Genomic DNA, 23,778 nt, shown 5'->3' with positions numbered 1-23,778 from the left:
CGTGCCTTTAAAGCTTTAAGGTTTCTCGCGCCTTCATCTTTTCTCGCGACCCGGTGCGTCATCCACCTATGCTTTTTCTGTCCGCCTAGGCAACTCGGGTACGACCACACCGTCCGACTCTCTCACCTCAATACGAACGTCTCTTCCCGGTGCTGCAGCGAGAAATGCGGCTGAGCCGCTAACTTTGCTCACGTCGTAAAACATGACGCGTTCGGCGCCGATTCGCGCGGGGATTTGCGCCCTCAATAAGCCGTCCGCATTGGCGATATATGCCCGATTGGCCGAAGGTTCGTACGGCGCCTCCACAACTGCAATGCCGCTTGCATCACTGAGAAGTATGCCGATCACTCCCGACTGGACTCGAATAGCGTGTTCTGCGCTGGCTGAGTGTCACGTAAGCCCGACAGGGGTGAATTCGGAAACGGTTAGCCGCTGCGGATTGCCGACCTTATCGTAGGTAGGGTGGCGCTCGATAATCTGCAGATTCGCAATCTTTTCCATCAGGCTGATCATCCAGTCTCGGCGCTCCGTTCAGCCCCTGGGTCGCCTTTGAAGACAAGTCGACGGGCCACGCTACCCTCTGTTTTCAGCGACCTTCTCTGTCTTGGTGAATAAGAGTCCACTCCACGTAGTGCACCTTGCCAGCGTCTGACCAGTCCTTTAACAACAGATCCGGCATGACTGCACCCTTGACAACATGTACCTGATGTTCCGGATGACCCGTCGCCTGCCAATGCCCAGTGGCCGGGCATACCTCGCCCGTTCTCACCGCCGGGATGACTGGATCCGGTTCGATGTAGGAGGTGGCCTCCGGCGCCGTCATGAAGTATTCGGACTCATCGGGAATCAAGCCGTCCATGTAGCGATCATCCTTCCAAAGCAGGCACCAACTCACATTGATGTCTTCGGCGTAGCCGCGACTCTCGTTGAAAGGCCCCGTCATACGAGGCGCACGCGTGCCTTGAACAAGGTAGTTAAAGCAGCCCGCATTCTCGCTGCTGGTGGCGCCTACCGGGATAAAGCCAAGCACTTTGCCGCGGGTGACTGTGACCGGTTCCCATATGCCATCAACGGGTACAGCGTCGCCCGTGCGGATCACGACACCGGTAGGTTGCGGCACGGGCGGCAACGACGCGGGAAAAACGGGAAAGCCGAGTTGATAGAAGCGAAAGATATACGCATCAGGATCGAGCAGCGCGCCGGCCGCCGTGAATTGAGCGGTCGCATCGTCACCCGCAGGCACCTCGCAGGCAGCGTTCTCGCCCACATACTCGCTTGCGCGCATGAGCAGATTCAGCGCTTCCACCTTCGGGGGATATGGCGCCTCCTGGATGCCGCGCTCCCAATAGTCCCCATCCGGGTAAAGGTATTTGGCAACAACGTAATAGTCCGTCAGCGCCTGGTCGAACGCTTCCCCGCGGCGCCAGACAAAACGATAACCCCGGCGTAGCTCGTCCAGGCCCTTGTTGTAGTTGCTGAGGATACCGTAGATGCGCGGTAAGTTGTCCGCGGGCATCTGTTCACGCTGACTGGAAGGCCAGGTCTTGACTGCGTTTTCATACGCGCGCGTGAAGTTTTCCCAGTCGTCGCGCTTCTTGGCCCAGAGGCTGTAGCTTGTCAATTTCTTCAGGAGCCAGAAAACCTGTCGGCGCGTCGTCTCATCGCGCATGCTGAACAACTTCATTGTGGTCCTGTCGTCCGTTAACGGTTATCTGAATTGGCGGCACGCGCCACCGCGGTTGCACTGCTGTTGGTCACCTTGGTCTGGATCTCCTCAGTTCCAAGGCGACGCGTCTGCGCAGCCCCGCGCACCTTTTCGTCGAACTTGCTATAACCGTACACGTCCTCGACGTTCGTCCAGTTTGTCGCTCGAAGTTCTACAGTCACTCCGTTTCTCGAGATGGTGGGTGGCAACTTGCCTTGCTTGAGCAGCTCACCCGCCGCCGTAATTTCGTCAGCAAGTTCCCCGAGATCGACCACAAGTTGCTGTCCGCCACCTTCAAGATACTGTGTTGGAACCTTCTCACCATACTGTTCGGCAATCTGTCCAGACCAGGCTTTCAGGTCCATGTGCGCGGGCAGGTCCGCAGGCAGATGCACAATCGCAAGAAAGCCGTTATCGTTCCACTCGTCGAGAACGGCTGAGCGCGTCCGCCATTCCTCCGCACTTTTGGGCACCTCACCCACACCCCAGAACGCGGGCTGCCGTCCTCCCGCCTTGCAACCACCAAGGGTATGGCGCATGCTTGGAAGGGTTGCCGAAGGCCCGATACAGCTTCTTGCCGGCCAGTTCCTGGGAACCTATCGCAGAAATCTCTCCGGAAAATGTTGCGACTTTCGTGAAAACCGGTTTCTTCCCATAGCTGGCAATCTCGCCGCGGTCTTTCAGGATATCAGGCCAGCCCGCCTTGATCCTGGGGCCGTACTTGCTGGTCAGCATCGCTTCGACTTCACCCTTGTCAGCACGGCACTCGGAAGAAGGGAATTTGCCACGCCGGATTTCCCGCGCAAGCCGTCGTTCTTCAAGATACGCCTCTGCTTCTCGACGTACCTTCGGCATGCCACCAGTAGCAATCTCATGAATTTCGCCACGGTAGACCATGTTCTGTAGCGTTTTGAGTTTCGCTTCGAATTCTCGCAACGCCTTGGGGACCATGCGGTCGGCCATGTCCTGCAACGCGGCGAAGCCCGCGCTCACCTAGTCGATTTTGCTGCGCCAGATTTCGGGCAACAGTTTTCCGACGCGTGCGTCGAGAGACCTCCGGATGGCAAGCTGAACCGTCGCACAAAAGTCCTTCAGCTTGTTTAGGACCTGAGACTCGTACTGCGCTATGTTCAGTGCTTTCAGCCATTTCGGCGCGTCACCGTGACCCATGCGGTTCAGGAACTGGATGACTTCCGCAAGGAGCGCATGGTCTTTCGCGGCGATGCCCTCAACCCGCAAAGCTAATCGGCCTACGCCCTTGTCGTAGCTAACCACGCGCCCATCGGCGCGACGGATATTTACCGTCAGTTCGATTTCGCTCGAAGCCAAGTGCGTACCCGAACGCTGAAACGCCGGTGAGTGATGAAGACCTGGAGTGGGCGGTACGACTGGCCCTAGAGGTGCGGCGCCGGGTGAAGGAGCAGCAGAAGCGCATTGGCGCGGCCGAGTTCCGCAACACGCATTTCAGCTACACCATGGGCGCGGAAGGTGTCGAAAAGTTTGTGAGCACGCCCGAACTTCAAGTCAGGGCGGTATTGGCGATGAGCCGCTAGAGTGCGGACAGATTTGGACACTGAGCCCCGGCGGCCAGGACGAGCACCCGGGGCTGTTCCGACTTGAAGTCACCGAAGGACCAGGCAGCGGCGTGAGGGTGCTTAACAACCCGGGGCCCGCTGCTTTCAAGGAGTCAATTCGCTGTGCCGAGCAGAATCTCTATGCAAGGGCGCAGCAACTAGTGGGAGACCGAGACCCTCGGTCGCACGAGTTTTCTGTTCAGTTCCGAGGATTCGATGCCGCCAAGTCAGCTGCCAAGACTAGCGTGGCCGCACTCATCGCGCTGGCTAGTGCACTGTTGAAAAAGTCGGTTCGCGGTGGTCTGGTAGTGGTGGGCGAAGTGACCTTGGGCGGCACCATCGAACTCATCCACAACGCAATTACCTTGGCTGAGATAGCCGTGGAAAAGGGTGCTAAGTCGCTACTCCTGCCGGTGTCGTGCCGGCGCCAATTGTTTGACTTGTCGGACGAGATGGCAACCAAGTTAGACGTCGAGTTTTATCAGGATGGGCGGGACGCGTTGTTGAAGGCGCTTGCCGAATGACGGCCTCACCTTCGCAAACAGTGTCAGCTGAAAGAGAAAAGGGCCTGTAAGTATCTCGACATACAGGCCAGGCGGACTTCGTTCATACCCGTTTATGCCACCAATTATTGGTGGCTATTGAAAGGCAGAACCCATAAATTTCTCAGTTTATGGGTCCGTTTTTCTCAGGTTATGCGTCTATCTACAGGTACTTTCTGTACGTTCTCAAAGAAAATGAAAAAATAGTCCATTGAAAATTAAGGCGTTTTTCACATTTGAGCAAATGTGCACGCGCTCGCGTTTGCCGGAAAGGTGAAAATTTCGCTCTAAATTCTCACTTTTTCTGACAATTCCCGCAAACGTGCTCACCACCACTTTAGCGGGCCATGGAAGAGGTTGTTTCGCGGGCATCCCGCGACCCCGAGTGCCCGACTGGTTGAATCAGCCACCCTTCTCGGTCGTTACATACACCAGCTGCCAAGCGACCGCTTTGAATCAGAACTGCCCTGCGCTGCGGCGGTCGAGACATAGCTCCTGACCTTCACAAGGCGTGTGCGGACTGTGCACCATCTACGGTGCCGCCGCACAGTGTTATGCTTAACTATTTCGAGCCCATGTGCGGCGAAGGGAAATTGTCAGCATCAACATTCTTGCCTTCTTTCCGAACTTCATCACGGATCCAGTCGTATACCGCCCGGCCGCCGATTGCGGGCGGATGCAATCGCGGATCAGGGTCGAAGGCCGTCTTAATCAACGGGCAACAGTTCATCGCACCGGCAAGCACCGAGATCGAACGAAACGAGCAGCTCAGTGATCGGCGCGCTTTCCTGCCTCCCAAGCGCACCGGTCTATGCTGTCGGGGCGCTCTTGTTCATACCACACCGAATGCAATTTCGGGGCCTAAGCGACATAGATCACGGTGGCCTCGCTTGCGAACCTGTCGAACCATGCTACCGCGTCTTGCGGCGCATCTGCAAACGCGCTTTCCTCGTTCTCGTTCGTGAGTAAATAGGTGTAGAGGTACACCGTGCTCGCCTTCGCAATGTCCAGCAGCGGCAACGTCATCTCGTTCTCGTCATCCAGGTGTGTGCAATGAACTTGTCGCGCAAAAATCGCATCTCGTCGATGTACTTCAGCCAAGTCGACTCCTCTACGTCGAGTTCCTCCAGCAATCCAGCTATAAACACCGCTTGGTCTTTGACTACCTTCGTCCAATGATGCTTCCCTCGCCCGTCAGCCAGCACTTTGCACCACTCCAAGATTGTGACATCAGCAAAATTTCCGTTTGCTGTGACCCAGAACTGCTCGCTCACCCGTGGCTTACCCATCTCGAACCATGTCCTGTAGTACGCAAGGTTTCGGAGCGTGTGGCAGCACACGATGCCGACACGCCGCAAACGCTGCCTTCGGGTCATTGCCATACAAACTCCCCATTTTGATTGACAAAGCGAGCAGTGGAGTGCACGACAGAGCTGCTAAAGCTCGGCGAGGTACGTACTTACCGAATACGGCGAAGCATTAGGCTTTATGCGGCATGCCTACTGTGCATTACCCTGTGTCTGCGTGCATTTTGCCATGGCACCGATAAACGAATCGCGGCGTGCAACTAGCTCCTCGCGAGGGGACCGACTCCCGTAGCCATTGTCTAGCGTATCGTCCAAATTTCTTACCTGCTGCTGCAAGAAGGCGCAGGTGTCGTTTTGTTTGACGAGGGCCATCAGATCGTTAATTTGCTTGCCTTGCGACAGAATGGTCTGCTGGTCCGCGTTGTATGCGTCTCTCCATTCGGAGATATGTTTCTCGGCTTCGATGATTGTTGCAGCGTCTGCGCTAGCTGTAACAGAATTCTTGTCTAGGCTGGCTTGCAGGGTGGAAGTTCTCGTATCGCATGCGGCATTTTGTTCATCCGCTCCAATCTTCTTGCCATGTTCGTAACTTGCATCCGCAATGCCAATGATGCCGCCGATGATTACAACGGCAGTACCCAATATGGCAAGTAGCCCACGGTTATTACTGCCTTCGTTCTCGGTCGAACCACCCGTTGCAGAAGTTTCTGACATTCGATGCCCCCAAATTCTTAATTAACGGCGTCTTTGGGGACAGCTTTACCCCCTCTGGCTGACACGGTGCGCAGGATGTCCGCCTCGACCGTCTCGGAGTGGCGCAATGCGGCGTTCATGGTGCTCTCGGTCATTTGTTGTTCCTCGTACCCACCCCGCATGTAGCTCGCGTCTATCCGCCCCTTCTGCGGCCGAAATATGATTGAATCAGGCGCTGATGCGAACATCGCGTTCGTCCGTTCGCATCCGGCGAGCGGACATTGAATGCAACCTCGGCCACCGTCCTCTCATGGCCCGATCACTGACTCGACTCATACGATATGCATGCGCCCCCACTTGTTCAGTGAATCTATCTGCCGCAAGCGACCCAATACCGTCAGTTTCGCCCTCGGGACTACGACGGCAGCAAACAGAGCGGATCGGTCATCCGAGTCGGCTTCTCGGGGACAATGGACATGACTGATTGCTTCCGCTTAACTGGCAGCCGCTCACGTCTGACGCCTATGGGCGGCTCAGTGGGCAAGGCTCAAGAATGGTGAAAACTTCGCATCAAGTACATCGAATTGCTCACGCATCCATGTCTTGATTTCGCTCTGCGTCTTAACATTAGCGGAGCGTTCCGTCCCGACCGGCAGGCCTTCGAGTTCGGCGGATAGGGTCTGCAGCTGCAGCATTCTGAGGCGCAGTTCCTTGTCGAGATAGTCGGCTACGCCCGCGCTGAGCAGCCATTTCGCCTCTCTCGTACCTGCGAAAAACATGAACATTTCTTCGTCCGAGACTTTGCCGCTGGTCATCACCGCCGATAGCATCCGGCGGCTGGCGTCGTACACCGCAAAACGCTTCTCGAAGAGATCCAGCTTTAGTTTGTTTTGCGCGGTGCGCCATTGCCGGTACGCAATCGCGACGCCCAGCACGGCGACCGTGGGCACCATAAAGGCTGACACATAGGCGGTCCAGTGCGGATCACAGCTCATAGGCAAAAAGTGGGTTGCCACTTAGAAACAAACGCCGGGAAATCCGGAATTAAGCCGAACCGTGAAGCGGCGTCACCATGAATTAGTTGCCAGACACCACGGTGCTATGGCTGCCAACTGGTTTGAACAACAACGTTGCCATCACAGTCTTTTTGCACGACAGAGTGCGTCACGCGGAATCCTTTTACTGCCGTGTGCTCAGTGTGTTCAACGGAGCCAACAATATTTTCTGATGCGTCCAAGATAAGGTAATTAGTAACGTCTGTCTCCCCCATGAACCCGTGGGAGCGAGAGCTCTTGTACTTGAGCGTCTCATCAGCAGCTAATTTTAACTTTTCTTTCATGGATACCTCGAAGAACAATTTCTATGAGGGAGGTTAAACAAGCGCTTAACGCCTAAATCAAGCCTTGCCGCGAAATGGCATCGGCTGGGATGAACTGTTACGCACTCTGCTCACTCTGCATCGGTCGCTGTGTAGAAGTCGACAGCGATCCCAGCCTCAACGAACATATCTCGCGCCGTCTTTCCACTATTATCCCAATGAGAGTCTGTATCGCCTGGCGCCAGTGCCACAACTCTTTTGATTCCGGCCTGGATAATTGGGCCCGCGCAGCGAGCGCAAATAGGTTTGCCCCAGACATAAATAGTTGATCCCTCTGCACGAGCGCCTGCTGCAATTATCGCATTGACCTCTGCGTGAACAACTAGCTCCAGCTTCACGTCTTTATCCGTTAGGCGCTCCGCAGAATCCTCGACGCCCATAGGGAATCCGTTGTATCCGATGGAAACGTTGCCTCCCTTCTTCGAGAAAAGTACAGCGCCAACTTTCGCGTTAGGATCTTTAGACCAAGCGGATATATACCTTGCCAGTTCGCAAAAGCGAACGTCCCACTTCTGCATTTGCTCGGCTTCGATCATGTAGTCCATACACTTCCCCTCTTATTGCCTAACTAGATTTAGACCCCAAGCGCCCATGCGGTCTGATTGTTTAAAAATGGCATTTCCCGAGCGGCTTGCCGCATCTGCACGCCTAAAAAGCTCTGCTGCCCTTCCTCTATTCGGCAAGCCTGCGGCCGCGGTCTGGATCGCCGCGCGCCCGCTTCGGGCCAGATCTTGACGGACGACGAGTGGCACGGTTCGACGCTAACCGGCCCACGACGCATCATGCCAGAAGCGGCGGATTTCGGCCGGGCGTGTGAAAAGGCAGGCTGAATGCGATGTTCAAAAGACGCGACCCTTCAGATCGCGCTGAATTGGCTTGGTTGTAGCTTGTGAAGGGTAAAGCGACACCCGAAAACCGAGTACTTTTGCGTTTTCGCACACCTTTGCCGCCAGCGGGCACTCGACGTGATCCACGCGACCGCATAGGCCGCGATAATAGCTTTGCAAGAAAAACTTCGGCAGTCATCTCATAGCGGACGCGCCGCTTGCGCCCAGGATCTCTATCCCGTCATTTCCAAAGTCAGAAACATGGTCCGCCGTCCGTGTGCCCAGCACGAGACGTACATCCGGCGTCGGCTGCTACTGATTAACTACCGTCCCGGCAAGACACAACACTTATCCGTGCACTAATTCCGCTTCCCTGCGAACCTACAAATCTGTATGTTGTCAGAGTAATCGAAAAATTCGACCCTTGAGAACCAACGTTTTTTTCATCCTCTATGACGGGCCCGTACGCGCGATACATTCGCCGCATGGCGCGAATGCACCTCACACGCCGGTTCGAACTCCATTTCGATCGAAGCGTGTTGATGAGGGTGAGTGCGCCACGTACACTCGCTACCTCAGTCTGATGCTTGCAGCTTATAGCAATAGCGGTGTCAAAAAGAGCGATAATTCAACGTCAAAAATGGGGTGACGATTGGTGACGGGAATACGATACTGGCCCGTGGGAGGTGGCGAGCAGCACCTGGGTTTAACCGACACGGATATAGCTGCTCATTTGATCGCAGACTGGATTCCGGGCGTACCTTCTGCCTCCCCTCTAGATCTACTTGGATGGCCGGGTCATCTCCTCGCCCCAGTCGCTTCCCGTGGCCGGTCTTATCTGGCTATGCATCAGATTGTGGCGGGGTGCGAGAGACAGTGGAAAGGCGTTATGTCATGGATGTTGGGGGTTGCGTGTTGCCGCAAAGTTTTGTTAGAGGAGGGGTACCAATGGGTCGCACCAGCAAGCGCTTTTTATCCTAACGTGAATACCGCTGTCAGTGCCCCGCACTGGCACCACCACTATCCAGCATCAAGACTCAAGATCCATCGTCTCCCTAGGCCGATAAGCAAACTGCTCCCAGACTATATTGCCATCCGTCCGGTAGCGGGTTCAAGCTCCATTGAGTGGGCTCTCGCGGAGTCTAAAGGTACACGTGCATCCATCAGCGGCATGATGACCTGCCCGTCAAGCTGGACCGCCCAAGTAAATAACGCCGCGGTCGAGGTTGATGGCGTCACTGTTCCAATTGCAAGGAATTTGGTGGTCGCCACCCGTGTTAATCCAAATGCAAAACGTCCCCTAACCCGGCGCCTCCAAGTTCGAGCTTGGAACTCTTCAATTTCGGCTCCGACTGACGATTTCGAGCTCGCCAAAATCGAGGTGATCGCTGCGTCATTGTTCGGAATTTGCCGAAATCTTGATCTAATCGATAATGCGAATGCAATAGCTCAGGCGACGCGCATGCGCCGCAAGGGACAGGCGACCGACACGGAGAGAGGTTTGCTCTACAGGTTGAATGAACAAGCAAGTCAAGAGCTGAGAGAGAGACGGGTAGACTCTCATTTCGACGGTGCGGAGCTTAATGTTCCAGTCCGCTATCGAGAGGATGGCTTTTCTCGGTTGCGTATAAAAATCGAGCGTTCGACTATGCAACTGATAGAAGCCATGCAGATGCTTGTGACACCATTTGAGGATGTCATGTCGCGCGTGCCGAGTCTCGATCGCGAAATTACTGGCTGGTATGAAGGTCAGCGTTCGCAACGCACGGCGACAAGATCAGTACTTCCCGAAGGGATTGTAGTACAGCTCGACCGATAGACGAAGTAGCCGCTTCTTGCTGGCTTCGCCCTGCTATGCGCTTCGGATGATCAACGGCTCCGCGATTTTGTTCGCGACGCCCGTGCTTGACCGAAGGGGTCACCGGATCGGCCTTTTCTGTAAGGCTGGCGTTAGGAATCGACAGGTGAGAGATGTTCATTTCTTCCCGGCCGGGCGCTCCGACAGCGAGAATCCCGAAAAACTGCTGGCTCTGGCAATTGCCAAATTCTAAATCGGGAATCTTCGGTGCTAATCTCTGGCAATCTGCCCCTCAATAAGCTAAAGGTGAGCATTAATCGCGGCCTGTGGTCAGAGGGGGCGACGGGGCGGCTCGCTCTCACGTTTGCCTGTTGGCAATGTGCTGCAGGCGGGCTGCACGTGGAGGACACACGCTCCTCGTCGTTCAGACAGGACATTTGAAGAAGGATGAATTTTCTGCGCTTTCCGATTTCTAACTTCTCTTGCGATTTAGCCACGTGAGGGCATCTCAAAATATTGGCTCGGACGGGTGCTCGCATGACGAACGGAATGAAAAAATGCACGTACAAGAGCCTGACGCGGCCCTAGAGGCCCTTGATGACCTTTCCCTACGAACCAGGCTGGCTCGCGGAGACTGGGAGCACGACATCCTCTACGTTTCGGACGAACAGGTATTCCGGCTGTTTGGGCGTGCTCGCGCCTCAGGACATAAAGGCCGCATCGGCTTGCTCTCCGGGGTTCTGTCGAAGCGGCTGCTTGGTTTGGCTAAAGGATTCGCTCTGCGCAGCGGCATCTACCCCGGAGTCATCGGCAATCTCGATCAGGCAGCGGAAGAGCTTTCCCAGTACGTATGGGAGTGCCTCGTCTCAAGACCTGGCGACGCGGCTCACGCAGAAAAGCTCTTCGGTCAGTTATTCAAGCGCCGCGCGCTCGACTTCCAACGCCGCCTGCTAGCGAAGAAGCGGAAGTGCCAAGACAGTCTTGACGCCATGGAGCACTCTGCGGACGATGATGATCCGGATAAGACAATACGAGAGGTGGCTGGTCTACGCCAAGCTGCTACGCCTGCAGATGCTCTAGAAATTAAGCAGCGGCACGTTCAAGTTGCAAATCGCCTGCAGACGATCCTCACCAAGGAAGAGCACTTCGTCTTCGTCATGCTCCATGTCGACGAAATGCAGGTCAAAGACATCGCTGCGACACTCGGCGTGACCGTCAAGTCCGTCAATAACTATAAGAACAGGGCCCTCGCCAAGATTGAGAAGGAGTTCAAGCAATGACATCGCCCACCAATAGGCTGTCACTCGAGGAAGTTCTGGACGAGTTCTTCTTCTCCGCGGACCAGCCGTCCCCCTCCGCCATACTCCATGCCTGTAAAGCTTATCCCGAGTACCGCCGAGACATTCTGGAATTCGCTGCCCTGTGGACTTCGTATGAAGCTTCGCCCGCACCCACCAGCACAGAAGCCGTGGCTGAAGTTTCCGAAGATGCAGTCTCTCGCTTGCAGAGTTTTGTCCTCAATCGCATGCACGAACTCGACTCGAAGCCTACATCCGAATCCGACGAAGCAGCTGCACGTGCCGCACTTGCAGGGCTGGCGGGAGGAAAGCTCAAGCGAGCAGCTGCAGCTGCGGGACTCGGGACGTCGACAGTTCTTCTGACCAAAGCCATCACTCGACGATTCATTGACCTCCCGACCAAAGTTGTGAACGACTTGGCGAGGTACCTAAACGTAACTGCGGCAGCACTTGAGCGCTGCTTCGGTCAAGAGTTGGCAGACGGTCTGAGTTACAAGGCATCAAGCAAGCCGAGCGCCCCTCAAATAGAGAGTTGGGAGAGCGCGGTACGTGCACTTCCGGTAACGGAAGAGGAGAAGAGGCGTCTGCTCGCACTGCAAGGGGAGGAAGATGCTTCATGACACCATTTCGTCGAGCGCGTGAAGCCGCAATACAGCTTCGCCACGAGCTGTTCAAGTCTGACGCGATATCAGCAATTAGGTCTCAGGTACTTATTGACGCCGTGGCAGGCGAGGACGCCGAGGATTTCACAATTGAGGATATCAATCCCGCCGACGCGATGCTCGGCGGAGCCGATGCACTGCTGGTTCGAAAGTTGAGGCAAGTCTTCGTCCGAAACGACGTCTCTAGCGACGAGCGAGCATTTCTAATCGCACACGAATTTGGACATTGGAAGCTGCATCCGGAAAGCCATGACAGCTGCCACAAAGTCATCGATTCAAGCTTGAGGCCTGAGGATGGAGACACCTTCGGCGCACAAAAGGTCGAGGCATATGGCGCTCGGGAACGGGCGGAGCTTCAGGCAAACATCTTTGCGCGCGAGTTGCTCCTGCCGCGAGAAGTGGCACGCGCCCTCTTCCTCGCAGGCAAAACCGCGAGGCAACTCCAGAGAGAATTGGACCTCCCCCTAGAGCTTGTTCGCCAACAGCTGCTCGATGGAGTGCTCCTCCCTGAACCGCTTGTGGAGGACGAGGCGTCCAAAGAACCAATCACTCCGACCGTCGAGCAGGCCAGAGCTGCGACTTCGAAGGAGAAAGCCTCGCTCGTTGTAGCGGGTCCGGGAACGGGCAAAACCGCGACGTTGCTCATGCGAGTGCAGCACCTCATCTCAAAGGGCGTTAAGCCCGGCGAGATATTGCTGCTGACATTCTCCAATCGTGCCGCACGAGAGTTGGTTGACAGGCTTCAAGCACTTGGCGTTCAAGATGCCCATGATATATGGGTAGGCACATTCCACGCCTTCGGACTGGAGTTTCTGCGAAAGAATTATGATCAGTTCGGTCTCCGGCCACGATTTGGTGTGGCGGACAAGATGGCTCAGATTGCAGTGCTTGAGCCACACATCTACGGATTGGGGTTGACTGCCTTCAATCCGTTGGGAGACCCGCTCGATTGGCTAAACGAGGTGGTCAAGGTTATCCAGCGTGCGAAGGACGAACTCGCGGACGTCAAGGCGTTTGCCAGAGCTGTGGAGGCCTCGGCACCTGATACCAACTCGAGTGTCGTCGAAAAGCAACGCGACGTAGCCAAACTGTACGAATGCTACGAGACAAAGCTGCAGGCAGACGGAGGCTTGGTCGACATGGGCGACCTGGTGATGCTGCCCGCACTGGCGTTGACCCGCAACTATGAGAAGTTCAAAGCCAGCGTTGGCCGTTTCAAACACATCCTAGTTGACGAATATCAGGATGTGAACCGGGCCAGCGCTCAGCTTGTGAAGGCGCTGGCCGACCACGCCGACAGCCTCTGGGTTGTTGGAGACGCACGCCAAGCCATCTACCGCTTCCGTGGCGCGTCAATGCGCAACATCGTCCGATTCGAAGACGACTTCCCCAAAAGCAAAACTTTCCCACTCAACGAGAACCGGCGCAGCTATGAGGAGGTCATTCGCGTCTTCGAGCACACCGGGAGAGACTCCAACCCGTTGCAGATGGTGCTACCTTTGGATGACGTCGAGCCAGTTCGCGGGTCCAGCGGCGTCAAGCCTCGCCTTATCCAGTGCGCGAGCGATAGAGTCGTTCAAGGCGAGTTGATAGCAAATGCACGGCGCCTCCGCGCTCTGGGAGTCGCATATCGCGACCAAGTGGTACTCGCGAGCACGCACGAGACTTGCGGAACTGCCGCCGAAGCCCTGAACGCTTCGGGAGTGCCTGCGCTCCATCTCGGGGATATCTTCCAGCGCCCTGAGGTCAAGGACCTCCTGGCACTGCTTCAGCTCTTCATTGATCGCTCGGGCAGTGGACTGCTACGCATAGGTCTACTGCCGACTCTGGAAGTTCCACCTGAGGATATTGAACTCCTGCTGGAGTGGCTCAAAGCGAGCCGACCAGTTGCGCTTTCGTGGTTAGGCTCGCCTCCGCCGGGACTCTCCTGTGACGGCGTAGCCGCAGTGAAGCGCTGGGCACACGTCTTCCAAGGGCTGGCGTCGACCAACTCTCCTTGGGAGGTCACGTGCGAGCTGCTACTTGAGAGAGCTGACATCTTGCGCCCATACCTCGAGGGGCAAAGCATCCTCGACATCACGCGCCGGATTGCGCTGTGGCAATTCATCTATTACCTCAGGGTACCCGACGGCGGGCGGGCCTACCAGACGGTGGGCAGCTTCATTACTCGCCTTCGAAGGCGGTTGCGGATTGGCGACGACAAGGAGCTCCGTATGCCCCCGCCCGAGGCCGACAGTCTCGATGCAATCGCGGTGATGACCATTCACGGTAGCAAAGGACTCGAGTTTGAGGCCGTTCACCTTGTCGACATTGACGCCAGACACTTTGCCGCATCCGCCGATTCGGAGCTTGTTCCTCGTTCTCTACTCAAGACTATCGTGGGGAAGGATAACTTCGAGGAGGACACTGAGGCATCGAACAAGCTCTATGTAGCTCTCTCAAGGGCTAGGGAGCATCTGGTGCTCTACGAAACGCGCGAGAGGTACGATGCCGCGTGCGTAGAAGCGGTCTCTCAAGCTGCCCACCTATTTGAAACTGTTCTCGGACGCGCGGAGCTACGTGCGCCGGGGAGGCCAATGAAGGGCGGCGCCACGGCAACTTCCCCAGCCACCTACGACCTCGCCGGGTTTCTTTCCTACAGGGTATGCCCGCGTCGCTACTACTACGACTATGTCAAAGAACTCAGGCCGGCTGCTGGCCTGCACCCGGCAGCACTGGTGGAAGGTGCTGTGATGAGGGAGCTATTCGCCGCATACGGCGAGGTCCCGGGCGAACCGCCTGGCGAAGTTGACCGCGCGTTGGCTTCACTTGGTCCAGGTTTCAATGACGCGCTACCTCATCTCAAGGCCTATGCCGACCAGCTTCTCGAAGCTGGAAGGAACTGGTTGGGGGCTAGCCGAGTCGCAATGGCAAAGCCATTTGACATCATCTGTGCTGGCCTGCCGCTCCACGTCAGGCCGCACAGGATTACCAAATCAGGCTCAGTCATCACGATTGAGTTCGTCCGTACAAGGCCGTCGGGTAAGCGGGCGAGACAGCACAAGGTCCTGAAGTGGGTGCTCAAGTATTTGGCGGAGAAGTACCCCTCCTACTCCTTCAGGGGAAGCATCTTTGCGCTGAGCGCCGCCGCTGCTGAATCTGTGGCACCGTATGGCCGGCTGCCAGGCGAGTTCTTCCTCGTACCCATCGCTAAGGGGTTGATGTCCGGCAACTTTGAAGCGCAACCAAACCCTTGGGAGTGTCCCAAGTGCAGGCACTTTATGCATTGCCCAGCATAGCCCTGTAGGTGGGCTGTGCTGATCGTCGAAGTCTGCATGCTTCGCTTTCCGATTTTCGAACCTGCCTGCGACTTACCCAGTATGAGCAACGCATCCCGCGGAACTCGCCAAGCTGAGTAAGGAGGGCAGAGATGCCTACCCGTATTTACATCCAATCGGAACACTTCCCCAACGTCAAACTAGTCGAAATCGACGACGACGCCACCATTGAAGACCTCAAGCTCGCTGCCCTAGCGCTGTTGCCTCCCGGCACGGACGCTTCAGGCCTGATGCTATCGGTCGAGGACGATGACGACGACGCCTACACCCGAACGACGCACATCAAGCACCTCAAGAAGGAGCACGGTGTTCGCGTCCACCTGCACCGCTGCAAGCATGTCGAAGTTCATGTGCGTTTCGGCGCCGAGGTGGTACGCCACCCGTTCCGCCCGGCAACGACGGTCGGCCGCGTCCGCCAGTGGGCTGGCCACAAGCTGGGCATGCAGCCTGGCGATATTGCAGAACACGTGCTGCAGATTGCCGGGACTAACGATCAGCCAGACGTCGATGTACACATTGGCACCCTGACCCATGACCCGCAGTGCTCGGTTACGTTCGACCTAGTGCCCGCGCACCGCATCAACGGCTAGCCGGGAGGCGAAATGGCACCGGACGAACAGTCCCTGCGTGCCGACCTTACGTCGGCACATTTCCTCTCTGGCGAGGACCGCAACCGCTGGCAGTTCAAGAAGCTGGAGTGGCCGATCCTCTACGTGAGCGTCACAGCACGTGATGCACGGGAATTCACTCTACGATTGGACTGCAGCGGCTTCCCCTCGTCGGCACCTACCGGCACGTTTTGGGACCTGGCCTTAAACAGCCGGCTCACGTTCGATAAGTGGCCCCACGGAGGGGAGCGCATTCAGCTGGCCTTCAAACCGGGCTGGATGAACGGCGATGCACTCTATATTCCCTGTGATCGAGCGAGCTTCGCTGGCCACGATTGCTGGGTGACGCAGTACCCGCAGCTCATCTGGAAACCCGCCAAGGGGATCACCCACTATCTCGAGGTCGTTTATGAACTTCTTCAAAGCCGCGACTATGTCTGCGCCCCTAATTGAAGCGCCGGCGCCGCTGTGGGCGGCGCTTATAGAACACCTGCGTGTTCAGAGCGCAGGTGTTCGGGAGAGTGGTGCTTTTCTGCTTGGCCAAAAGACCGATTCCGGTCGTGTGGTGACGCGCTTCTTGCCGTACGAACACCTTCAGGCCGACGCTTTGCACGATGACTACGTATCGCTGACTTCGAACAGCTTCGGCAAGCTCTGGGATCTGTGCCGCAGCGACGGCGTCGGCGTCGTGGCCGACGTCCACACCCATCGCCGTGACCCAGGTCAGAGTCGCTCCGACCGAGCCAACCCCATGGTCGCGCTGGCCGGCCACATCGCGTTCATCGTGCCGCGCTTCGCCCAGGGCCCGATCCACCTCAGTGAACTAGGCATGTACGTCTACGAAGGAAGCCACGAGTGGACGGCCCATTCCGGTTCCGCTATCAGCCGGCTGGTGCGGCTTACCGGTGATGGAGGTTCTAAATGAGTTCCCTCGATGCCGAATCCATGCACCGCCTGGCCAAGATGGCCCTAGACGCAGGCGAAGTTGCATCCCCCGAGCAGGCGCTTGAACTGTTTGCCGATTACCGTTTGCGTCTCCACGTGGGGGACGGCTGGGCCGACACTTTGGCTGGCCAAGCCTGTTTCCTGACGGCCCTGAACACGGCTGCGCGTGCCTTTCTGGGTGGCGTGGAGGTCCACGGCGATCTCAACGTCATGCTGCAGGTGCCGCTGTACGAAGGACGCGAGGCGCACGAGGTCGTTGAAGAGTTGGGTGGTAAGGTTTCCAAGAATGCCATCACGAGTTTGCCGACAGTTGTACTCGGTGCCGCGCCAGCAGCGCCGCTACCGGGCTTCTGCATCCGCCTGAGCTGGGACCATTGGCGCGCCTCAGTGACACCAGTTATGACTAGTGCCAGCCTCATTTGCAAGAATGACAATCCCCTGGCCGGCGTGGCGGCCGCCGCGATCGGCGTCAACGAGGCGTTTCTGCACATTCGCGGCGACTTGCTTGACGCCGGGCATCGAACTGTTGGCTTGTCGCTCTGGAACCCGCTCGCGGTCACCGATTGGCACGAGGACGTGCTCAGAGGGCCGGCGCTCCAGTACCTGCCTAAAGCTCTGTGGCTCGTCGGCCTAGGGCACCTCGGGCAAGCCTATGCATGGACAATGGGCATGCTGCCCTATCGCGTCGATGGTCGGCCGCATTTGGTGCTCCAGGACTTCGATAAGTCGACGAAGTCGAACCTCAGCACGTGCATGCTTCTGTCGTCCGCAGACATTGGCAAGCGGAAGGTGCGTCACGTGGGAAAACGTCTCGAAGCCGCCGGATTTACCATCGACCTTGTCGAACGCCGCTTCGGTCCACATCACCACGTCATGCCCAATGAACCGACCACCGTCCTTTTCGGTGTGGACAATGTTGCTGCGCGCCGTGATCTTGATTCGGCAGGCTTCGCCATGGTGGTCGAAGCTGGCCTGGGTAGCGGTTACCGCGACTTCCGCAACATCCGCACGCATACCTTCCCTGGCCCGCGAAAGCCGTCCGAGATCTGGACCTCAGGCGCTGGAGCACAGGTTGCAGTCGAATTGAACGACACCTACAAGAAGCTCGCCCGAAAGGGAAACGACCTCTGTGGCATGACGCAACTCGCCTCGCGTGCGGTGGCGACGCCGTTCGTCGGAGCGATGGCCGCAGCCTTAGTGCTGTCAGAGGTGATTCGACCTCTCCACGGCGGGCCTGTCCACCCGACAATAGACTTGCAATTGAAGAACCTTCGCTACCGCACTGGCAGCCCCCCTTCCAAGTACGTCGGGCTGCCCACTTCCTACGTTCAAGCGCTTTCGCCGAAATCTGCAGCAAGCAAACCACAACAAAGTGACCCACAGTCTTACGGGGCCACCGCGACACTCTCCTGGTCATAGGACGAGGCGACCTGACTGCGGCGGGTCACTTCGGAATGTAGGCTCCCCTAACTCGATAAGCGCCAGAGCAGACACTGGCGTAATTTCAGCGCTTCGATCTCTCTAGCATCGGATGCTGTAGATCGAAAGGTCTTTTTGACTCGGGAATGGTCGCCTTTGTCCACCGTCTGGAGATGAAGGTTCTTCATGCAGTCTGTCCGTAGCTTCACGTCCATTGGCAGGCGCGCTTGCTTCGGATGAACCGAGATGGTCCATAGAGGAGAAGAATGCGTACACCTCCGATCCCCAAAGCGCAGTTATGAACGCGGTAACAACCACTTGGCTTCTGTATCTCCGAAGCCATGTCAAAACCCGTTTGTAGCGTGGTCGCCTTACTCCTGCCTTGAGTCGGATCCGCACCTTAACCACCGGACGGGTCTGCTCAATCGCTAGTTGCGGGAATAAGACCTGTCTAATGTAAAACCACGTGTTGTACCACAGTAACGAGAAGAAGCCGATAAAGAGCACCGTCGCCAACAAGACAGCTATGCCTTTTCCCGCGATAGCGATGATGCTATCCGCATGGGCCGAAAAAACTTTCGCAGCAGCCACTGCAACAGCGACTACAAGCGTCGAATTTTTTAGATGATCGAAAAGCGCCTTGTAGTAGCGCTCTTCCGCGAGACGCTTCCAACCGATCCTAACCGAATAATTCGCCACAGATTGCCCACTCTTTTTATCACAACTCTATTTCGGCAACGCGAGCTAAAACATGAATGTATACCGTCTGCGTCTTGCTGCCATTCGCGGGGTGTCTTGTCTTCCGCATGGCGCGACGAGGTATACCTCCGGCTGAGTTCCACCCGCTCCCAGTAGCGAGGCGGCATTGGTGTCTTATGCTTGGTCACTACTCCGCGACCGCCGCAGGCGGTAACGCCGCGATTATCGCGCTGATGAGGACGTACATGGTAGGCAAAAGTTCGCCGGAAATCACGTTCAGTCTGACAGGTAGAATGAGCACACTGAATCGCTAGGAGAAACCGAATGGCGCATCTCCTTTTGCTCGGGGCGGGCTTCACCCGCAACTGGGGCGGCTGGCTCGCTGGCGAACTCGCCGACGACCTGATCAGCCGCCTCGCGGATAATCGGGATCTCTGCAGGCGGCTCATCGAAAATCAGAACTTCGAAGAGGTTCTCGGAGACCTGCAACGCGAGTGGCGGCAGCATCAGCAGCCCGCGCACCGCGAGCGGCTCGATGCGATGGAGCACGCCATCAGAGCATCGTTTAACGACATGAATCGGATGCTCGTTGATGGTGGTGGATTGGATGGTCAGGGGAACGGCGCAAACTTCGCCGATAGAGGTCTTACGTCCTTTCTCGCGCGTTTCGACGCAATTTTTACGCTCAATCAGGATCTACAACTCGAATTACACTACAGGCATCCGCCACTCAGGCAACGTGGCCCGGAGCAGATGGCTGATCGCCCGCAATATCCTGGCATACGGCTTCCGCCGAACTATTGGCAGCTCCGACCGGAAGAGTTACTGGCGACCGAACTGCGACCCACGCCGGGCGCCAACTATCACATTGAAGACGACTGCCAACCGATCTTCAAACTACACAGCTCAGTCAACTGGCGCAGAGAGGATGGTAACGATCTGCTCGTGATGGGCGCTCGCAAGATAAATGCGATTGCAGGATCGGCGTTGCTGACTCGATACGTCGATGAGTTCCGTGTGCGTCTTCGGGAACGGGGCACGCATCTCATGACTATCGGCTACGGCTTCGGCGACGAGCACATCAATCAGGAGATCGTCGCGGCTGCCGAAGCCGACGACGCATTCGGCATGTTTGTGGTCAACCCTAGCGGGCGAAAGGTACTCCGACCGCGCAATGACAATGGGGCAATTGCGCAACCGCGCCGAGCGATCGAGGACGTTCGCTATATCGGCGGTTCGACTCGGCCGCTTCGCACGACCTTCACGAGCGACGAACTCCAACGCCCGAAGCTGATGCGTTTCTTCGAAACCTGAAGAGGTTTGCACAGGAAAGGTTAAATTGCCAAAAACATTGCAAGCGATCAACGAAGACGGCTCCCGACTGGATGCTCGCTTCTCCGTGGACGAAGCAGACATCATCCTGCACAGTCGAGGTGGGGCGAAGGGCCGGCGTGGAGCGGAAAATGCAGACTATGCAAAAGCCCTGCTCTTGCTGACTAGCAGGCTTTCTCAAGCCGCTATACCTATACTTGGCGCATGGGTGGATAGCACAACCGTCCAGTCACTACCTCTCAGCGCGCGATCTGTTCTGAGCAAATCCGAAGGAAGCCTGTCGCCGGAACAAATCTGCAGCCTGCTGAGCAGTCGCATGAAAGATATTCGCAGCGACCCAAATTCAAGTGCGAAGGGAGGAAACTCAACAAAGCGCATTCGAATAGCGACTGGCTTTAGCGGATCCAGCGAGGATCTGGCTAACCGGCTCGGAGGCATAGCTGCGGACGGAGATCCCCCGGGCATGGAAAGGCTACCCGCCGACGTGCTGCGTCAAGCAACACCCGAGTACATCTGGCGAGCGGTTCAGCAATTCATCAATGGCAATATCACGGATGATCCCTTTGGCCCGTCGACCGACTACGACCTGATCGCTGACGATGGCCGTCGACTGCGGCCCAAAGCCGTCTTTGGACTCGCACTTTCGATGGCGCTCGATGGCGCTCCGATCGGACCGAGACACTTTACTGCCGGGGGATTGTGTTTCAACCTGCTGCAAGAGGCCGGTTACCAGATTGTGCCGAAGGGCAAAGCGTACGAATCTCCCGATAGCGACACTTACATCGACCGGGAATGGCGTGAGGGCGGTGCAAGGCTGAAATCTCACTTGAAGCGTGAACGAGCCGCTGGCCTCGCAAAGGCAAAGAAGGCGCAGTTCCGTCGAACACACGGACGGCTTTGTTGTGAACAGTGCGGCCTAGATCCGGTGGCGCATTACGGAGCCGAAGAGGCCGAGGCATGTATCGAAGTTCATCATTCCGCCACTCACGTGAGCGAAATGGCAGAAGACCACAGAACCACCCTTGACGAACTCCAATGCCTCTGCGCCAACTGCCACAGATTGCTCCATCGGATTCTAAGCGTGAAGAAAAAGAAGGTCTGACGAAGGACGAGGGCGGACAGAGTGTGCGGGCGCTTCAACCCAACCCATGGGGACGTTTGCGGACTGCGCCCACTGGGCGCTAGGGCCGGACACGCTGGCGTCCCTGAGCCTCCGGATTCACGTCGTACGATACCGGAGTTGCAAGATCGTCTGACGCCGGTTACGCAACATGCGCGCAGATGACTTGTATGTCCGTTGTCATTTACTAGCGGTATGCAGCTCTATTTGCTCGTGCGTCATGAAGAGCGTGGTGACGGCCACCGTGCACTCGGAAGTATTCTTCCTTCGTGACGGGATCAATTCTTGAACTGATGAGCTTTTCCTTCCAGCCGGTGGTTCGTCCACCGACTAACTCCCACAACAGTTGAAGGTCAACAGGATAGTCGTAACAAATTACTGGTCGCTGTTTCAATCCAGTGAACATCGACATCCAGCTTCGCACCGATTCGCTCAATGCCGCTCGTTCCATTACTCGCGCCGGATCCGCACCAAGCTGTGGCAACACATTGGCTTGGACAAATACGCTGCAAGTATCTCTATTTACGTGCGCTTGCTCTGCATAGAACTCAGGCCCGTCCTCAGCGACCATCGCCAAGCTTATCAAGCACGGCGCTGCAACGTCCGTAAATTCCGTGTCGATGAAGATTCGGCGTTCCCATGGGTGCAAGGTGCTCACGCTATTCTCCAGCGGTCTGTAAAGTACATGGTTCTGACCATTATTTCTCCCCGAGATTCGACGCCTTAAGCGCTTCTGAAGCAAGCTCAACGTCTCTACGCCGAAAGATGTTCTGCCGGCTACCATCCGTTTGCGGTCCACAAATCGGCAATACGCCGTGGTCGGAAAGCACTGCCACGACCCGTCCAACTGAAAGCGACATAGCCGCGGCCAGCTCAGCCGAGGAAATATAGCGCTGTTTGAAATCAGATACGGCATCCGAGGTGATCAAAGTTGCAGACCTCCGACCACGAACGGCTACTCGCCCCCTTAATAAGCCTGATTTCACTAGGTGGTATGCGACTTCTTGCTTGACGTGAAGGTGCGCCGCTGCTTCTGGAACGGTCATGCCTCCAACGCAACATTGTTGTCGATGCCAATTGAGGAACTCGTCACGCCCAAAAGTCGCGCCGGCAAATCCCCGGGCGGCCTCGTCACACCACCTCACGTTGATACGCCGCTCCTGTACCGCGCGAATAAGGGCCACGAATTCCGCTCGTTGAGACACGAAATATCTACTGACTTCTGCAAAGGAAATTTCGCGATCTGAAGTCGCGGTAACGAACCCGCCGCGTCTGAGGCTTTCTATCAACGCCAATGCCTCGCCACGTCGGAAAAGCGATGTCGAAACAAATCCGTGCGTCACGGTTCTTCGTTTCAGTAGACCTGCATCGGCGAGTTGTTCGACTCGCGATGTCGACATTCCAAGAAGCAAGCTCATAGTCCGAAGACTGACTTCCTCCGACAGTTCTTGCTTAAGTGACGAAAGCGCCGTCCGCTCGATCAGAGTGAAGTGCCGCCGAACTCCTCCGGGTATCTGGATCTCCTTGACACCAATACGTGCGGTCAAGGCGTGTAGTGTGGCAGCGCGAATTCCAAGTTGGCGTGCGGCGACAGCTGCCGCGACATACGCCTGAGATTGCACGTCGCCTGCGGTTGCCCAACCTCGTCTTCGATCTAGAGTGTTCATGGACTCGGCACGCATGTATCCACGGAATCCGTCGAGGAGAAAGTTCAGATCCGGAGCGAGCTCGTGAAATAAAAATTTCTTCAGTCGGCGCAGGCGAGGCGACATGAGAGCGGTACCCTCGGTCGATCGCTCTTCCTCGCGCAGGAATTCGTGAAACTTCAGCGGCCAGTCGGTCAAGCGTGAATAGGCGGCAGATACCAGCCGGGAAGTTTCCGACAACGTAAGGTTCCGCCATGCTTTGGGCGACAGCATGTACTCGGTGGTATCCGTCGTCGCGCCGAGATGGGAGATCAACGATGCAACAGAGGGTAAGCAGAGGTCATCGATTGCACTCACTTGTGGCCTGTTGGCGTCTTGCTGGACACCCGTCGCTATCACAAACGCGCGCCAAATATGCTGAGCGGCGTCGACGCTAGTGCGGCTCGCTTCGATTTGTTTCCAAGACGCAATCTCACTCCCACAGCGGCATCTCATTGTTGACGCTCGCCTCCAACAGAGTTTGGTTCCGCATGTTGCGCACGTATCGATCAGCTCTAAACCGTGTTCGTGGCAAGCAACGTACAGTCGATGTTCCCATATCGCTCGCCAGTACGGCGTTGCCAGCAGGCAGGCTACGCAGCATTTTGCTCGCAGCCCGAGACAAAATTTTTTATCGAACGCAGGTGGAGCTACGGCGGGTGTTTCAGGCTCACCAAGCCATTTGGGCATGAAGCCGAAAATGGTAGTACCCGCGCACTCCCGAAGTTGCGCTTGGAGACCATCAACGCGCCGTAACCACTCGATACCCGGGTATGCGTTTGCTTCCGCCAATCGCAAAAGAAACCCCTGCACGCTCTCGAGAAGGTAAGGTGACGGCAGGTTGATCAATGGCACTCGCATGAGAGCAC

The 23,778-nt window shown here is 56.6% G+C and carries 25 protein-coding genes and 1 pseudogene; 12 read left to right on the top strand and 14 right to left on the bottom strand.

Translation table 11 applies throughout. The features are described 5' to 3' along the window. Window positions 1–390: 390 nt before the first annotated feature. The 5 genes from P0D68_RS34390 to P0D68_RS34370 all read right to left on the bottom strand — a co-directional run bounded on the left by P0D68_RS34390 (window position 391) and on the right by P0D68_RS34370 (window position 3,034). Window positions 391–513 carry a hypothetical protein gene (locus tag P0D68_RS34390; RefSeq protein ID WP_408303587.1) on the bottom strand — a complete coding sequence of 41 codons (123 nt, stop codon included), beginning with the start codon at window positions 511–513 and terminating at the stop codon, window positions 391–393. Between the two features lie 73 nt (window positions 514–586). Then, entirely contained in the window at window positions 587–1,684 is a 1,098-nt protein-coding gene (locus tag P0D68_RS34385; RefSeq protein WP_408303588.1) for an Imm72 family immunity protein, read from the bottom strand. A 17-nt stretch (window positions 1,685–1,701) separates the two neighbouring features. After that, the gene (locus tag P0D68_RS34380; RefSeq protein ID WP_408468818.1) at window positions 1,702–2,187 is read right to left on the bottom strand and encodes a hypothetical protein; all 486 of its coding nucleotides are present in this window, start codon (window positions 2,185–2,187) and stop codon (window positions 1,702–1,704) included. Further along, window positions 2,180–2,698, bottom strand: coding sequence for a hypothetical protein (locus P0D68_RS34375; RefSeq protein ID WP_408303590.1), 519 nt, complete (start codon window positions 2,696–2,698; stop codon window positions 2,180–2,182). The genes P0D68_RS34380 and P0D68_RS34375 overlap by 8 nt, the downstream gene beginning before the upstream one ends. After that, window positions 2,699–3,034 (bottom strand): hypothetical protein, encoded by a 336-nt coding sequence (locus tag P0D68_RS34370; RefSeq protein WP_408303591.1) that lies wholly within the window; start codon window positions 3,032–3,034, stop codon window positions 2,699–2,701. 26 nt (window positions 3,035–3,060) lie between these two features. Here P0D68_RS34370 and P0D68_RS34365 point away from each other — a divergent pair, with 26 nt between their 5' ends. Together P0D68_RS34365 and P0D68_RS34360 are read left to right on the top strand one after the other, a co-directional pair. Further along, window positions 3,061–3,258, top strand: a complete 198-nt coding sequence (locus tag P0D68_RS34365) for a BREX system Lon protease-like protein BrxL (RefSeq protein WP_408303592.1) — start codon at window positions 3,061–3,063, stop codon at window positions 3,256–3,258. Between the two features lie 92 nt (window positions 3,259–3,350). Continuing rightward, window positions 3,351–3,803, top strand: coding sequence for a S16 family serine protease (locus tag P0D68_RS34360; RefSeq protein WP_408468817.1), 453 nt, complete (start codon window positions 3,351–3,353; stop codon window positions 3,801–3,803). Between the two features lie 879 nt (window positions 3,804–4,682). Here P0D68_RS34360 and P0D68_RS34355 read toward each other — a convergent pair. From P0D68_RS34355 to P0D68_RS34330, 6 genes are all read right to left on the bottom strand, one after another. Further along, window positions 4,683–4,847, bottom strand: coding sequence for a hypothetical protein (locus P0D68_RS34355; RefSeq protein ID WP_408303593.1), 165 nt, complete (start codon window positions 4,845–4,847; stop codon window positions 4,683–4,685). Then, on the bottom strand, window positions 4,844–5,203 hold the full coding sequence (locus tag P0D68_RS34350) for a hypothetical protein (protein ID WP_408303594.1): 360 nt from the start codon (window positions 5,201–5,203) through the stop codon (window positions 4,844–4,846). The genes P0D68_RS34355 and P0D68_RS34350 overlap by 4 nt, the downstream gene beginning before the upstream one ends. Window positions 5,204–5,320: 117 nt before the next feature. Beyond that, window positions 5,321–5,842, bottom strand: coding sequence for a hypothetical protein (locus tag P0D68_RS34345; RefSeq protein WP_408303595.1), 522 nt, complete (start codon window positions 5,840–5,842; stop codon window positions 5,321–5,323). Window positions 5,843–6,354: 512 nt separating this feature from the next. Then, complete coding sequence (locus tag P0D68_RS34340; protein ID WP_408303596.1) at window positions 6,355–6,837, bottom strand: hypothetical protein; 483 nt, start codon at window positions 6,835–6,837, stop codon at window positions 6,355–6,357. Window positions 6,838–6,920: 83 nt separating this feature from the next. After that, on the bottom strand, window positions 6,921–7,160 hold the full coding sequence (locus tag P0D68_RS34335; protein WP_408303597.1) for a hypothetical protein: 240 nt from the start codon (window positions 7,158–7,160) through the stop codon (window positions 6,921–6,923). Window positions 7,161–7,270: 110 nt separating this feature from the next. Further along, window positions 7,271–7,744: a dCMP deaminase family protein gene (locus P0D68_RS34330; RefSeq protein WP_408303598.1), complete on the bottom strand. Its 474-nt coding sequence runs from the start codon at window positions 7,742–7,744 to the stop codon at window positions 7,271–7,273. 1,453 nt (window positions 7,745–9,197) lie between these two features. Between P0D68_RS34330 and P0D68_RS34325 the strand changes: the two genes are divergently transcribed. From P0D68_RS34325 to P0D68_RS34280, 10 genes are all read left to right on the top strand, one after another. Next, window positions 9,198–9,845, top strand: a complete 648-nt coding sequence (locus tag P0D68_RS34325; RefSeq protein ID WP_408468816.1) for a hypothetical protein — start codon at window positions 9,198–9,200, stop codon at window positions 9,843–9,845. A gap of 536 nt (window positions 9,846–10,381) precedes the next feature. Continuing rightward, complete coding sequence (locus tag P0D68_RS34320; protein ID WP_408303600.1) at window positions 10,382–11,104, top strand: RNA polymerase sigma factor; 723 nt, start codon at window positions 10,382–10,384, stop codon at window positions 11,102–11,104. Further along, complete coding sequence (locus tag P0D68_RS34315) at window positions 11,101–11,742, top strand: hypothetical protein (RefSeq protein WP_408303601.1); 642 nt, start codon at window positions 11,101–11,103, stop codon at window positions 11,740–11,742. Before P0D68_RS34320 ends, P0D68_RS34315 begins: the two co-directional genes overlap by 4 nt. Continuing rightward, the gene (locus P0D68_RS34310) at window positions 11,739–15,062 is read left to right on the top strand and encodes a UvrD-helicase domain-containing protein (RefSeq protein ID WP_408303602.1); all 3,324 of its coding nucleotides are present in this window, start codon (window positions 11,739–11,741) and stop codon (window positions 15,060–15,062) included. Before P0D68_RS34315 ends, P0D68_RS34310 begins: the two co-directional genes overlap by 4 nt. Before the next feature lie 131 nt (window positions 15,063–15,193). Further along, the gene (locus P0D68_RS34305) at window positions 15,194–15,691 is read left to right on the top strand and encodes a hypothetical protein (RefSeq protein ID WP_408303603.1); all 498 of its coding nucleotides are present in this window, start codon (window positions 15,194–15,196) and stop codon (window positions 15,689–15,691) included. A gap of 12 nt (window positions 15,692–15,703) precedes the next feature. Beyond that, on the top strand, window positions 15,704–16,162 hold the full coding sequence (locus tag P0D68_RS34300; protein WP_408303604.1) for a DUF7665 family protein: 459 nt from the start codon (window positions 15,704–15,706) through the stop codon (window positions 16,160–16,162). Further along, complete coding sequence (locus P0D68_RS34295; protein WP_408303605.1) at window positions 16,119–16,634, top strand: hypothetical protein; 516 nt, start codon at window positions 16,119–16,121, stop codon at window positions 16,632–16,634. Before P0D68_RS34300 ends, P0D68_RS34295 begins: the two co-directional genes overlap by 44 nt. Then, entirely contained in the window at window positions 16,631–18,073 is a 1,443-nt protein-coding gene (locus P0D68_RS34290; protein WP_408303606.1) for a BilD N-terminal domain-containing protein, read from the top strand. The genes P0D68_RS34295 and P0D68_RS34290 overlap by 4 nt, the downstream gene beginning before the upstream one ends. Before the next feature lie 1,023 nt (window positions 18,074–19,096). Continuing rightward, window positions 19,097–20,086, top strand: coding sequence for an SIR2 family protein (locus P0D68_RS34285; protein ID WP_408303607.1), 990 nt, complete (start codon window positions 19,097–19,099; stop codon window positions 20,084–20,086). Between the two features lie 25 nt (window positions 20,087–20,111). Continuing rightward, a complete protein-coding gene (locus P0D68_RS34280) occupies window positions 20,112–21,206 on the top strand; it encodes a hypothetical protein (protein WP_408303608.1) in 1,095 nt (364 codons plus the stop codon). A 205-nt stretch (window positions 21,207–21,411) separates the two neighbouring features. Here the strand turns inward: P0D68_RS34280 and P0D68_RS34275 are convergent, their stop codons facing one another. The 3 genes and pseudogenes from P0D68_RS34275 to P0D68_RS34265 all read right to left on the bottom strand — a co-directional run. Next, a complete protein-coding gene (locus tag P0D68_RS34275) occupies window positions 21,412–21,882 on the bottom strand; it encodes a 3'-5' exonuclease family protein (RefSeq protein ID WP_408303609.1) in 471 nt (156 codons plus the stop codon). A gap of 40 nt (window positions 21,883–21,922) precedes the next feature. Further along, a complete protein-coding gene (locus tag P0D68_RS34270) occupies window positions 21,923–23,227 on the bottom strand; it encodes a hypothetical protein (protein ID WP_408303626.1) in 1,305 nt (434 codons plus the stop codon). Between the two features lie 204 nt (window positions 23,228–23,431). Then, window positions 23,432–23,770 (bottom strand): annotated as a pseudogene (locus P0D68_RS34265) (TniQ family protein); the annotation flags it as partial. Window positions 23,771–23,778 lie beyond the last annotated feature (8 nt).

This window comes from Paraburkholderia sp. RL17-380-BIE-A (genome assembly GCF_046028085.1).
Classification (GTDB): domain Bacteria; phylum Pseudomonadota; class Gammaproteobacteria; order Burkholderiales; family Burkholderiaceae; genus Paraburkholderia.
The sequence above is the reverse complement of the archived record's forward strand: the minus strand, read 5'-3'. Positions and strand labels throughout refer to the sequence as shown.